Raw genomic sequence first — 13333 nt, 5'->3', positions numbered from 1 at the left:
ACCGGATACCCTTTGACCTGACACGCGACGAAAACCACAACAGCACACGCGGCCGAGGAGTCACCCGGATGAGCACCAACCAGAGCGACAGGCTGCGCGGATTGCTGGAGCCGCTCGTCGCTGCCAAGGGCCTGGACCTCGAGGAGATCGAGCAGTCCAAGGCGGGCAAGCGCCGCATGCTGCGGATCGTCGTGGATTCCGATGAGGGCGTGGAGCTGGACGTCTGTGCCGAGCTGAGCCGTGAGGTCTCCGACCTGCTCGACGAATCGGACGTGATGGGCGAGGACGAGTACGTCCTCGAAGTCAGTTCCCCGGGTGCGGACCGCCCGCTCGGCGAGCACCGTCACTACGTTCGGGCGACGGGCCGCCTGGTGAAGTTCCAGCTGGCCGAGGGCGGGGAACTGATCGCCCGCATCCTCGACGTCGACGACGAGGGCATGGACCTGGAAGTACCGGGCGTGAAGGGCCGCAAGGCGACCGCCCGCCGCATCGCGTTCACCGACATCGCCAAGGCGCGTGTCGAGATCGAGTTCAACCGCAAGGACAAGAAGGAAGAGGAGGCGTAGTCGTGGACATCGACATGAGTGCCCTGCGGGGTCTGGTCCGGGAGAAGGAGATCTCCTTCGACCTGCTCGTCGAGGCGATCGAGTCGGCCCTCCTCATCGCGTACCACCGCACCGAGGGCAGCTTCCGGCGTGCCCGTGTCGTGCTCGACCGCACCAACGGTCACGTGGTCGTGTGGGCGACGGAAGACCCGAGGGACCTCGAAGAGGGCCAGGAGCCCAAGGAGTTCGACGACACTCCGTCGGACTTCGGGCGGATCGCCGCGACGACCGCCAAGCAGGTGATCCTGCAGCGTCTGCGCGACGCCGAGGACGATCTGACCTTCGGCGAGTTCGCCGGCCGCGAGGGCGACGTCATCACCGGCGTCGTCCAGCAGGGCAAGGACCCCAAGAACGTCCTGGTCGACATCGGCAAGCTGGAAGCCATCCTGCCGGTGCAGGAGCAGGTCCCGGGTGAGGAGTACACGCACGGCCTCCGCCTGAAGGCGTACGTCGTGCGGGTGGCGAAGGGCGTGCGCGGTCCGTCCGTGACCCTGTCGCGCACCCACCCCAACCTGGTGAAGAAGCTGTTCTCGCTGGAGGTCCCCGAGATCGCCGACGGCAGCGTCGAGATCTCGGCGATCGCCCGTGAGGCCGGTCACCGCACCAAGATCGCCGTCCGGTCGACCCGCTCGGGCCTCAACCCGAAGGGCGCCTGCATCGGCCCGATGGGCAGCCGCGTGCGCAACGTCATGGCCGAGCTGCACGGCGAGAAGATCGACATCGTCGACTGGTCGGACGACCCGGCGGAGATGGTCGCCAACGCCCTGTCACCCGCCCGGGTGAGCAAGGTCGAGGTCGTCGACTGGGACTCGCGCTCCGCGCGGGTGACCGTGCCCGACTACCAGCTGTCGCTGGCCATCGGCAAGGAGGGCCAGAACGCCCGCCTCGCCGCGCGGCTCACCGGCTGGCGCATCGACATCCGCCCCGACACCGAGGAGACCTCGGACCGGGACGGGGAGGGCTCCGGCGGCCGCGATGGCGACCGCGGTCAGGACCGGGACCGCGGCCAGGACCGCGGCCAGGACCGCGATCGTGGTCACGACCGCGGCCAGGGCCGGGGACGGGAATAAATCGGTACCGGCCGGAGGTTTCCGGCCGGTAGACAGGGACCTGAAACACGGGAAGGTCCCTGTGGATCACAACGACATCCGTTCGATTTTTCACCTGAAGGGGTGAGGTCGCTACGGGGAGGTAGACTTAAGCGTGTCTGGCCGGACGCAAGCCCGCGCATGCCCCGAACGCACCTGTGTGGGGTGTCGGGAGCGAGCGGCCAAGAGCGATCTGCTGCGCATCGTGGCGGTCGGAGACGAATGCGTCCCCGATCCGCGCGGTACGCTGCCCGGCCGGGGTGCCTACGTGCACCCCGCCGTGGTCTGCCTCGACCAGGCGGTCCGCCGCAGAGCGTTCCCCCGGGCCCTCAGGTCCGCAGGACCGCTCGACACGGCGACACTGCACACGGCCCTGGCCGCACAGGCCGAGGCCACACCGTAAGTAGTAGTACGGCACGGATACCCCGTGCGGTCAGGTACCTCGCGAGTTGGAAGTAGGTCGAGATTGCGATGAGCACTCGATGAGTACGCGATGAGTACGCCCATGAAGTAGCGACGGTCCGGCGTAACCCGGACCTAAAAGGAGCGAAGTGGCTAAGGTCCGGGTATACGAACTCGCCAAGGAGTTCGGGGTCGAGAGCAAGGTCGTCATGGCCAAGCTCCAAGAACTCGGTGAATTCGTCCGTTCGGCGTCCTCGACGATCGAGGCGCCGGTTGTACGCAAGTTGACTGACGCACTGCAGGGGCCCGGCGGCAACGCCGGCAAGTCCGCTGCCAAGCCCGGCGCGCCCCGCAAGGCCGCGCCCGCCAAGCCCGCGGCGCCCTCCCCGGCCGCCGCGGCACGTCCCGCTGCCCCGAAGCCCGGTGCGCCGGTGGCCCCCAAGCCGCCCGTCGCCGAGGCTCCGGCCGTCAGCGCCCCGGTGACTCCGGCCGCCTCCGGCCCGCGTCCCGGTCCCAAGGCTCCGGCCGCCCCGAAGCCCGCTCCGGCGGCTCCCGTGGCGACCGAGTTCTCCGCGCCCCCGGCGGCTCCGGCCGCCCCGGCCCGCGCCGAGCGCACCGAGCGTCCCGCCGCGGCCCCCGGTCCCCGTCCGGCGCAGCAGCGTCCGGCGGCCCAGGGCGGTCAGCCCGGCGCCCGTCCCGGCGCCCCGCGTCCGGCCGGTGCCCCCGGTGCCCAGGCCCCGCGTCCCGGTGGCCAGGCCCCGCGTCCGCAGGGCGGCCGTCCGGCGGGTCCCCGTCCGGGCAACAACCCCTTCACCTCTGGTGGCTCCACCGGCATGGCGCGCCCGCAGGCGCCCCGTCCGGCCGGCGCTCCCCGTCCCGGTGCCCCCGGCGCCGGCGGCGGCCAGGGTGCTCCGCGTCCGCAGGGCGGTCCCGGTGGCGCTCCGCGTCCCCAGGGTCCCGGCGGCGCCCGTCCCACCCCGGGCGGCATGCCCCGTCCGCAGGGCGGCGCCCCGCGTCCGGGCGGTGCTCCCGGTGGTAACCGTCCCAACCCGGGCATGATGCCGCAGCGTCCCGCTGCCGGTGGTCCCGGTCCCCGTCCCGGCGGCGGCCCCGGTGGCCGTGGTCCCGGTGCGGGCGGTGCCCGTCCCGGTGGTGCCGGTCGTCCCGCGGGCGGCGGCTTCGCCGGCCGTCCGGCCGGTCCGGGCTCGCGTCCGGGCGGCGGCGGCTTCGGCGGCCCGCGTCCGGGTGGCGGCGGCTTCGGCGGCGGTCCGGCCGGTGCCGGTGGCGGCGGTCGTCCCGGCTTCGGCGGGCGTCCCGGTGGTCCCGGTGCCCGTGGTGGCACGCAGGGTGCCTTCGGCCGTCCCGGCGGTCCGGCCCGTCGTGGCCGCAAGTCCAAGCGTCAGAGGCGCCAGGAGTACGAGGCCATGCAGGCCCCGTCCGTCGGCGGCGTGATGCTGCCGCGCGGTGGCGGCGAGACCGTGCGCCTGTCGCGCGGTGCCTCCCTCACCGACTTCGCGGAGAAGATCAACGCCAACCCGGCGTCGCTCGTCGCCGTGATGATGAACCTCGGCGAGATGGTCACTGCCACGCAGTCCGTCTCCGACGAGACGCTCGAAATGCTGGCCGGCGAGATGAACTACGTCGTCCAGATCGTCAGCCCGGAGGAAGAGGACCGCGAGCTCCTCGAGGGCTTCGACATCGAGTTCGGCGAGGACGAGGGCGGCGAGGAATACCTCATGCCGCGTCCGCCGGTCGTCACCGTCATGGGTCACGTCGACCACGGTAAGACCCGTCTGCTCGACGCCATCCGCAAGACGAACGTCGTCGCGGGCGAGGCCGGTGGCATCACCCAGGGCATCGGCGCCTACCAGGTGGGCACCGAGGTCAACGGCGAAGACCGCAAGATCACCTTCATCGACACCCCCGGTCACGAGGCGTTCACCGCCATGCGTGCCCGTGGTGCCAAGTCGACCGACATCGCGATCCTCGTGGTCGCGGCCAACGACGGCGTCATGCCGCAGACGATCGAGGCGCTGAACCACGCCAAGGCCGCCGGCGTCCCGATCGTCGTCGCGGTCAACAAGATCGACGTCGAGGGTGCCGACCCGGTCAAGGTGCGCGGTCAGCTCACCGAGTTCGGTCTGGTCGCCGAGGAGTACGGCGGCGACACGATGTTCGTCGACATCTCCGCCAAGCAGGGTCTGCACATCGACTCCCTGCTGGAGGCCGTCGTCCTCACCGCCGACGCCTCGCTCGACCTGCGCGCCAACCCCGAGCAGGACGCTCAGGGTATTGCGATCGAGTCCCACCTCGACCGTGGCCGCGGTGCCGTCGCCACCGTCCTCGTCCAGCGCGGTACCCTCCGCGTCGGCGACACGATGGTCGTGGGCGATGCCTACGGCCGCGTGCGCGCCATGCTCGACGACAAGGGCAACAACATCGAGGAAGCGGGTCCCTCGACCCCCGTCCTGGTCCTGGGTCTCACCAACGTCCCCGGCGCCGGCGACAACTTCCTCGTCGTCGACGAGGACCGCACCGCCCGTCAGATCGCCGAGAAGCGTGCTGCGCGTGAGCGCAACGCCAACTTCGCCAAGCGCGTCCGCCGGGTGTCCCTGGAAGACCTCGACTCGGTCCTCAAGGCCGGTCTGGTCCAGGAACTCAACCTCATCATCAAGGGCGACTCGTCCGGTGCGGTCGAGGCCCTGGAGTCCTCGCTGCTCCAGCTCGACGTCGGCGAAGAGGTCGACATCCGCGTCCTGCACCGCGGTGTGGGTGCGGTCACCGAGTCCGACATCTCGCTGGCGATGGGCTCCGACGCCATCGTCATCGGCTACAACGTCCGCGCTGTCGGCCGTGCCGCGCAGATGGCGGACCGCGAGGGCGTCGACGTCCGCTACTACTCGGTGATCTACCAGGCCATCGAGGAGATCGAGGCGGCCCTGAAGGGTCTCCTCAAGCCGGAGTACGAAGAGGTCGAGCTCGGTACGGCGGAGGTCCGCGAGGTCTTCCGCTCGTCCAAGCTGGGCAACATCGCCGGTGTTCTCATCCGCTCCGGCGAGGTCAAGCGCAACACCAAGGCGCGGCTCCTGCGCGATGGCAAGGTCATCGCCGAGAGCCTCACCATCTCCGGTCTGCGCCGCTTCAAGGACGACGTCACCGAGATCCGCGAAGGCTTCGAGGGCGGTATCAACCTCGGTTCCTACAACGACATCAAGATCGACGACGTCATCGCGACGTACGAGATGCGCGAGAAGCCCCGCGCGTAAGCGCGAGGCGCACCGCGGTGTGTCGTAGGCAGCTGTGACACCGGGGCCGGTCGGCGGAATATCCGTCGATCGGCCCCGGCCGTTGCGTGTACGGTTCTGATGACCCGGGCGCGCGGCGGCCGGGAGAACCCTCCGGGTGACGGCCCGGCGGGCCACCTAACCCGAACCGGCGGGACATCCGGAACTGCATGTACGTGGGGACCTTGTCCTTCGACCTGCTCCTCGGCGACGTCCACTCGCTGAAGGAGAAACGCTCCGTCGTCCGGCCCATCGTCGCCGAGCTCCAGCGCAAGTTCTCCGTGAGCGCGGCCGAGGTGGGAGACCAGGACCTGCATCGCAGGGCCCGCCTAGGGGTGGCCCTGGTGAGCGGGGACGCGGGGTTCGTATCGGACGTGCTCGACCGCTGTGAACGGCTGGTCGCGGCGCGTCCGGAAGTGGAACTGCTGTCCGTGAGACGGCGGTACCACGGTGATGAAGACTGACTTAGAGCTTGTCTGCAAGACAGAAGAAGGAGACGGACCAGTGGCCGACAATGCGCGGGCGAAGAAGCTGGCGGACCTCATCCGGGAGGTGGTGGCCGAGAAGCTGCTGCGCGGCGTCAAGGACCCCCGCCTCGGTACGCACGTGACCATCACGGACACCCGGGTCACCGGCGACCTGCGGGAGGCCACGGTCTTCTACACGGTCTACGGCGACGACGAGGACCGGGCCAGCGCGGCAGCGGGCCTGGAGAGCGCCAAGGGCGTGCTCCGTTCCGCGGTGGGCCGGGCGGCGGGAACCAAGTTCACGCCCACCCTGACCTTCGTCGCGGACGCCCTGCCGGAGAACGCCAAGACGATCGAGGACCTCCTCGACAAGGCGCGTTCCTCCGACGCCCAGGTGCGGGAGGTCTCCTCCGGCGCCCAGTACGCCGGCGAGGCCGACCCGTACAAGAAGCCGGGCGAGGACGAGGACGACGAGGACGCAGCCGCGGAATGAGCACCGAAGCAGGGAAGACTCCGGACGGCCTGGTCATCGTCGACAAGCCGTCCGGTTTCACTTCGCACGACGTGGTCGCCAAGATGCGCGGGATCGCCAAGACCCGTCGCGTCGGCCACGCAGGCACCCTCGACCCGATGGCGACGGGCGTCCTCGTCCTCGGCGTCGAGAAGGCCACCAAGCTTCTCGGCCACCTCGCGCTGACCGAGAAGGAGTACCTCGGGACGATCCGTCTCGGGCAGTACACCCTCACGGACGACGCCGAGGGCGAGATCACCTCGTCGGCCGATGCCTCCGGGGTGACCCGGGAGGCCGTCGACGCGGGGATCGCCAAGCTGAGCGGCGAGATCATGCAGGTCCCGTCGAAGGTCAGCGCCATCAAGATCAAGGGCGTGCGCTCCTACAAGCGCGCCCGTGACGGCGAGGACTTCGAGATCCCGGCCCGGCCGGTGACCATCTCGTCGTTCCAGGTCTACGACATGCGGGAGGCCGAGGCCGAGGACGGCACCAAGGTCGTCGACCTCGTCGTCTCCGTGGTCTGCTCCAGCGGTACGTACATCCGCGCGCTCGCCCGCGACCTGGGCGCCGACCTCGGCGTCGGCGGCCACCTGACGGCGCTGCGGCGCACGCGGGTGGGCCCCTACAAGCTCGACCGGGCGCGGACGCTGGACCAGCTCCAGGAGGAGCTGACCGTCATGCCGATCGGCGAGGCCGCCGCGGCCGCGTTCCCGCGCTGGGACCTGGACTCCCGGCGGGCCTCGCTGCTCGCCAACGGAGTGCGGATCGAGATGCCGGACGCGTACCAGGAGGGCCGGACGGTCGCCGTGTACGGGCCGCAGGGGCAGCTGCTCGGGCTCGTGGAGAGCAAGGGCGGCAAGGCGAAGTCGCTGGCGGTCTTCGTCTGAGGCGACGGCGGGCCCTGCCGCTGCGGCGGGCTCTGCGCCGCGGAGCCTCGGAGTTTCGACGTGGAGCGGTGAGGACACATGGACTGCTGTTCACCGCTCCACGACCCCCCTCGGGTAGGTCTTTGTCCACCCGGAGCTCCGTATTCACCCGTCCGTGCAGGCGCTCGGAGTGAATGGAGGGAGCGTAGGGGGGCGCGTTCGCCCCGCGTGCTTTTCGCGCTGATCTTCACTTGCCTACCGTCATGACCACGGGTCCCGCGGCAGGGGAGTGGTGCGGCGATGACGGACGAGGTCACGAGCGGTGAGCGCGGTACCGGGGCGGAGCCCGGTGGTTCCGGCGCGGGCGCGGGTTCCGGCGGGGGCGGGGACCGCGCGGGTGCGGCGGAGCTCGTACGGGTCTGCGACGAGGCCGGGCGTCCGCGCGGCGGCGGGTTCGTCGCCGACGACCGCGGCACGGTGATCACCAGCCACGCGGCCGTCGACGGACCGGCCCCGGTGGTGCTGCACGGCCCGGGGGACCGGCGCTGGCCGGCGCGCCCGGCCGACGTCACCGCCCTGCCGGAACTCGGACTGGCCCTGGTGCGCACCGACGGGCTGGGGCTGCGGCCGCTGCCCGTCGCGATGCGCGAGGTGATCGCTCCGGGCACGTACGTACGCCTCCCCGCCCGGGGCTGGCGCCAGGCGCGGGTGCTCATGGCGGGCGCGGAGGTCACCTACACCGCGGCGGACCGCGCCCACCTGCTCCCCGCCACCGTCGAGCTGGCGATCGGCACGGACGGCCGGGACGCCCTGAGGCACGGCGGCGGTGCCTGCGGGGGGCCGGTCCTCGACGCGGACACCGGAGCGGTGCTCGCGGTCCTCGGCACCGCTCTCGCCCCGGAGCACCGCTCCGGCAGCTTCGCCGTCCCCCTGCGCGCGGCCGCCGCGGCCGCGCCCGGCGGTCCCCTCGCCGACCTCTTGCAACGCAACTCCGCCACCGTGCCGGGCTACGGGGCCGACCTCAACCTCGCCGGCGCGCTGGAGCTGACCGCGATCACCCTCGGCTCGGCGTTCCCCGCGGCCGTCGGGGCCGGGCCCGCGCCGCAACCCGTCCACCGTCCCGGCATCGCCGCCGGACTGGCCGCCTTCACCGCCGGGGACCGCCCGGTGCTCGGCCTGGTCGGCCTTCCCGGCACCGGCCGCACCACCGCCCTCGCCGCCCTGGCGGCCGACCGCGCGCGCGGGCCCCGCCCCGCGCCCACGCTCTGGCTGCGCGGGGCGGACCTGCGCGCGGGCGACGCCTCGCTGGCCGACGCCGTCACGCGGGCGCTCGCGGCGGCGGCCCGCATCGTCGGCGCCGGGGGAGGGGGGCCGGTGGAGCGGAGCACGGCCGAACGGGTCGCCGGGCTCGCGGGCGCCGCCGGGCGGGCGCTGCTGGTGGTGCTGGACGGCCCCGAGGAGATGCCGCCGGAGCTCGCGCACCGCCTCGGGCCGTGGACCGCGGCCACCGCCGGGTGGTTGCGCGGGACCGGGACCAGGCTGGTCGTCGCCGCCCGGCCCGAGTACTGGGAGGGGGCCGGGGCGCTGTACCCGCCCGGGGCGCTGCACACCCCGGACCGCCCGGCCCGGCGGCTGCCGCCCGCGCTGCCCGTCGCGGACCTGACGCCGGCCGAGGCGGCCACCGCCCGCGCCCGCCTGGGGATTCCGGACGACGCCGTGCGGGCGGCGGACGCCCGGCACCCCCTCACCCTGAGCCTGCTCGCCGGGATCCGTGCCGCCGAGGTCACGGCGGGGCGGCCGGGGCGCGACGAGGTCTTCGCGGCGCACCTGGACCTGGTGGCCCTGCGTGTCGCCGTCCGCATCGCCGCCGCCGCCGACGACGACCGGCGCCCCCCGACCGGGGCCTGGCCGGGGGGCGGGGTGGGCCGCGCAGGCACCCCCCGGCCGGGCTCCGGGGCGTCGGCCGGCGGCGCCGCTCCCGGCGGGCCGGGGGACCTCGGGCACCCCGGTGGGCCCGGTGCGGCCGCGTCCCGGGGCGCCGGGCGCGGCGACCCCGACCCGGGTTGCTCCCGGGGCCCCGGGGGCGCCGCGGGCTGTGGCGGCACCGGGGGTGGGGGGTGCGCGAGCGAGGGCGGCGCGGGGTGCGCGGGCCCGGGCGGCCCCGGGCACCGGGGTGCCCCGGATCCCGAGCCCGCCGGGGAGTCCGGCGGCGCTGCGGGGTCCTGGGGTCGGGTGGCCTCCGGGGCTCCCCGGGATCCCGCTGCCGGCGGTGCGGGTGCGGGGTCCCAGCGGAGCGACCGGGCGGGACACGAGGGTGGCGCCGGAGCCGGCGGTGGCGGCGGGGGCGCCGAGGACCCCGGCGGCGTTGCGGGATTCTGGGACACGGCGGCTTCCGGGGCTCCCCGGGATCCTGCGGGTGCCGGTGCCGGTGCCGGGAACTCCGGCGGTACTGCGGGGTCCGCGCGGAGCGACCTCTCGGGGTACGCGGCAGCGGCGGGCGCGCGGGGTGCCGAGGGCGTCGGCGGTGCCGGGCGTGCCTGGGGTGCCGGGCGTGACGGAGGTGCCCTGACGGTCGGCGGTACCGGGGGCGCCGGGCGGGCCGGGACCGGTGGGGGTGCCGAGGGTGTCGGGTGGGCCGGCGGTGCCGGGTGCGCAGGGACTGTCGGGGGCGCCGAAGACGTCGGGCGGGCTGACGGTGACCGGAGCGTCGGCGCTGCCGAGGGTGCCGGGTCCGCTGGGACGGGTCGGGGTGCCGAGGGCGCCGGGGCCGACACGGAGTCCGAAAGTGCCAGGGGGCGCGTGGATGCGGGTGGCTCCGGTCGCACGGGGTTCCAAGACCCGGCGGACAGGGGGTCCCCCGGCGAGGCGGGCGCCATGTCCGAGGGGCCAGGCGCGGGCTGGGACGGCGGGTTCGACGGAGCGGGCGCCGGGTCCGGGATCGCGGGCTCGGGAGCCGGGTGCAACGGGCTGGGCGCGAGCGAGGGTGGCGGGTTCGAGGGCTCGGGAGCGGGCGCCGGGGCCGGGTTCGCGGGCTCGGGTGCCGGGTGCAACGGGCCGGGCGCGGGTTCGGGCGGCGGGTTCGTGGCGGCGGGCGCGGGCCGGGGCGGGGGGTTCGAGGAGGTGGGTGGTGGGCGGGTGTACGGGCCCGGGGTGCGGCGGTTGGCGGTGCGGGTGGCCGGGCGGGTGCACGAGGCCGCGCGGCGCTGCCTCGGTCCCGGGCAGGGGCAGCTGGACCGGGCCGCCTTCGAGGAACTGTTCCCCTGGCGCACCGGCTGGGCCTCCGCCGTGCTCACCGAGGGCCTGCTCGTCCCCGCCGGCGCCGGCTACCGGTTCGCCCACGAGGAGTTCGCCGACTGGCTCCAGGCCGGCCACCTCGACGTCCCCACCGCCCTGGACGCCCTCGTGCACCACGGCCCCGCCACCCCCGGCCCGCCGGTGCCCCGCCACCGTGCCGGGCCCGTCCTGGAGGCCCTGCGGCGGCTCCCGGCCCCCGAGGTCCGCAGCTGCCTGACCCGCCTGGTCGGCGCCCTCAACGCCTTCACCGAACACGGCCCCGTCCACCCCGACCGCGTCTGGTGGGCCGCACGGCTGCTGCGCGGCACCCTGCTCGGCGCCGCCGACGCCGCCCCCCAGCTGCCCGTCCTGCACGCCCTCGCCGAGCACGTGGCCCGGGCCGGCCCCGGCGCGTTCGACGGCCGGTTCTGGAACCGGCTTAGGCTGCCCGAGTCCGACCGCCTCGACCTGCTGCGCCGCCTGCTGCCCTCCGACCACCACTACCTGGAGGCCGCGGCCCGCCGCCTCGCCCGCTCCCCGCAGCTCGTGCTGCCCCTGATCTGCGCCTGGTTCACCGACGAACGCAGGCTCCGCGGCCGCCCCGGAGCCACCGTCGCCACCGCCGCCCAGGCCCTCCTGCACACCCACCGCGCCCTCGCCGTCGACGACCTCGCCGAGGCCCTCGTACGCGCCGCGCACCCCCGGGCCGACGAGCTGCTCGCCGTCCTCGCCGAGGACGAGCCCTCCGCCCTCTCCCGCGCCGTCGACCGCTGGGCTCACGACGAACGCCCCGGCCGGCGGGTGGCCGCGGCCGCGTACGGACTGGCCACCGCCCCGCACGTGCGCACCCCCGCCGACCGCGAGCTGCTGCGCCACGCCGCCCAGGCGCTCCTCGCCCGCCCCGGGGACGTCACCCTGCACGGCAGCGCCCTCGCCGTGCTGCTCCGCGACCCCCAGGTACGGGCCCGCTACCTGCCCGAAGCGCTCGACTGCTTCCGCGACCCCGCGCACGGCAGCCGGCTGCCCGCCACCGCGCTGGTCGCCGCGCTGCCCGTACTGCCCGACCAGGACGCGGTGTTCGCCGCGCTGCGGGCCCGGGCCGACGGGGAGGTGCTCCGCGCGCTGGCCGCGCTCACCACCCCCGGCCTGGCCCGCCGCGCCGCCGACCTCGTACGGGAACACCTCGCGGCCCGCCCCGAGGACGCCCCGCACGCCGCCGCGTTCGCCGACCGGCGCCTGGAGCAGGGCCCGGCCGCCGGACCGGTCCTGCGGCCCCTCGTACTGGACTGGCTGCGCACCGCCCCGCCGCCGGTCCGGGCCGAGCTGGCCCGGGTCCTGGCCGCACCGGGCGGCGAACCCTCGCGGACGCTGCGGGGCGAGCTGGCCGGCGTACTGCTGCGCGAGGAGCCCGATCCGGCGGTCCTGGGCGCCTTCCTGGAGGCCCTCGCCGCCGCGACGCCCGCACGCCCGGAGGAGCGCACGCGCGAGCTGCTGCGCCGCACCGGTCGGCGGCTGCTGTGCCTCCCCGGCGGGCCCGCCGTCTTCGAGCACCGCACGGTCGGGCTGGCCCGGACGGAACCGGCCTTCGGCGCCCTCGTCGGCCGCTGGCTCGCGGACGCCGGGGCGGAGGCCGCGGCGCTGCTCGGGCCCGGAGCCCGGCGCACGCTGGAGGGACTCAGCAGGACCGCACCGGAGGTCACATGAGTCCTCCCGCGGCCCATCGGCGCCCCAGCCGGACGCCGATGCGGGGCCCCGGCCACGGACATGGCAGTCTTAGACCTGCAATCGGCAAGCAGTTCAGGGACTCAACGGTTCGGGCGAGGAGCGGTCACAGTGCAGCGCTGGCGTGGCTTGGAGGACATCCCCCAGGACTGGGGACGCAGCGTCGTCACCATCGGCTCCTACGACGGTGTGCACCGGGGACACCAGCTGATCATCGGACGGGCCGTGGCGAAGGCGCGGGCGCTCGGCGTGCCCTCGGTCGTCGTCACCTTCAGCCCGCACCCCAGCGAGGTCGTCCGGCCGGGCAGCCACCCGCCGATCCTGGCCCCCTACGACCGCCGCGCCGAGCTGATGGCGGGCCTCGGGGTGGACGCCCTGCTGATCCTCCCCTTCACGGCGGAGTTCTCCCAGCTGTCCCCGGCCGACTTCATCGTGAAGGTGCTGGTCGACAAGCTGCACGCGCGGGCCGTCATCGAGGGCCCGAACTTCCGCTTCGGCCACCGGGCCGCCGGGAACGTCGACTTCCTGCGCGAGCTGGGCGCCACCTACGACTACGAGGTCGAGGTCGTGGACCTGGTGGAGCGCGGCGAGGCGGGCGGCGGGGTGCCGTTCTCGTCCACTCTCGCCCGCAAGCTCGTAGCCGAGGGCGACATGGAGGGTGCGGCCGAGATCCTCGGCCGTCCGCACCGGCTCGAAGGCGTCGTGGTGCGCGGAGCGCAGCGCGGCCGCGAGCTCGGCTACCCGACGGCGAACGTCGAGACGCAGCCGCACACCGCGATCCCGGCCGACGGGGTGTACGCGGGCTGGCTGACGGCGGACGGCGAGCGGATGCCGGCGGCGATCTCGGTCGGGACGAACGTGCAGTTCGACGCCACCGAGCGGACCGTGGAGGCGTACGCGATCGACCGCGTGGGGCTGGACCTGTACGGGATGCACGTATCGGTCGACTTCCTCGCCTACGTGCGGGGCATGGCGAAGTTCGAGTCGCTCGAGGGGCTGCTGGAGGCCATCGCGGACGACGTGAAGCGGGCGCGGGTGCTGACGGAGACGTACGACGACGCCGAGCGCTGAGCGCTGAGCCGGGCACCCACGAACGAGAGGGCCCGTACCGTCCC

At 74.3% G+C, this 13333-nt stretch carries 9 protein-coding genes; all 9 read left to right on the top strand.

Annotation, left to right across the window (positions count from 1 at the left end):
* Positions 1 to 68: 68 nt before the first annotated feature.
* The 9 genes from rimP to ACGFXC_RS16115 all read left to right on the top strand — a co-directional run bounded on the left by rimP (position 69) and on the right by ACGFXC_RS16115 (position 13289).
* Positions 69 to 566 (top strand): ribosome maturation factor RimP, encoded by a 498-nt coding sequence (gene rimP, locus ACGFXC_RS16155; protein ID WP_393713240.1) that lies wholly within the window; start codon positions 69 to 71, stop codon positions 564 to 566.
* Positions 567 to 568: 2 nt separating this feature from the next.
* Positions 569 to 1675: a transcription termination factor NusA gene (gene nusA, locus ACGFXC_RS16150; RefSeq protein ID WP_393713238.1), complete on the top strand. Its 1107-nt coding sequence runs from the start codon at positions 569 to 571 to the stop codon at positions 1673 to 1675.
* Between the two features lie 133 nt (positions 1676 to 1808).
* Positions 1809 to 2096, top strand: a complete 288-nt coding sequence (locus ACGFXC_RS16145) for a YlxR family protein (protein WP_393713236.1) — start codon at positions 1809 to 1811, stop codon at positions 2094 to 2096.
* A gap of 148 nt (positions 2097 to 2244) precedes the next feature.
* Positions 2245 to 5361 carry a translation initiation factor IF-2 gene (gene infB / locus ACGFXC_RS16140; protein WP_393713235.1) on the top strand — a complete coding sequence of 1039 codons (3117 nt, stop codon included), beginning with the start codon at positions 2245 to 2247 and terminating at the stop codon, positions 5359 to 5361.
* 188 nt (positions 5362 to 5549) lie between these two features.
* Entirely contained in the window at positions 5550 to 5843 is a 294-nt protein-coding gene (locus ACGFXC_RS16135; RefSeq protein ID WP_393713234.1) for a DUF503 domain-containing protein, read from the top strand.
* Positions 5844 to 5883: 40 nt separating this feature from the next.
* The gene (gene rbfA, locus ACGFXC_RS16130; protein WP_393713232.1) at positions 5884 to 6339 is read left to right on the top strand and encodes a 30S ribosome-binding factor RbfA; all 456 of its coding nucleotides are present in this window, start codon (positions 5884 to 5886) and stop codon (positions 6337 to 6339) included.
* A complete protein-coding gene (gene truB, locus ACGFXC_RS16125) occupies positions 6336 to 7244 on the top strand; it encodes a tRNA pseudouridine(55) synthase TruB (protein WP_351818429.1) in 909 nt (302 codons plus the stop codon). Before rbfA ends, truB begins: the two co-directional genes overlap by 4 nt.
* 279 nt (positions 7245 to 7523) lie before the next feature.
* Positions 7524 to 12200, top strand: coding sequence for a hypothetical protein (locus ACGFXC_RS16120; protein WP_393713230.1), 4677 nt, complete (start codon positions 7524 to 7526; stop codon positions 12198 to 12200).
* Between the two features lie 129 nt (positions 12201 to 12329).
* The gene (locus ACGFXC_RS16115) at positions 12330 to 13289 is read left to right on the top strand and encodes a bifunctional riboflavin kinase/FAD synthetase (protein WP_393713228.1); all 960 of its coding nucleotides are present in this window, start codon (positions 12330 to 12332) and stop codon (positions 13287 to 13289) included.
* Positions 13290 to 13333: the final 44 nt, after the last annotated feature.

Origin of the sequence: Streptomyces sp. NPDC048507, assembly GCF_043199995.1 — a bacterium.
Classification (GTDB): Bacteria; Actinomycetota; Actinomycetes; order Streptomycetales; family Streptomycetaceae; genus Streptomyces.
Note: the sequence above shows the minus strand (reverse complement) of the source record. Positions and strands in the feature narration are given on the sequence as shown.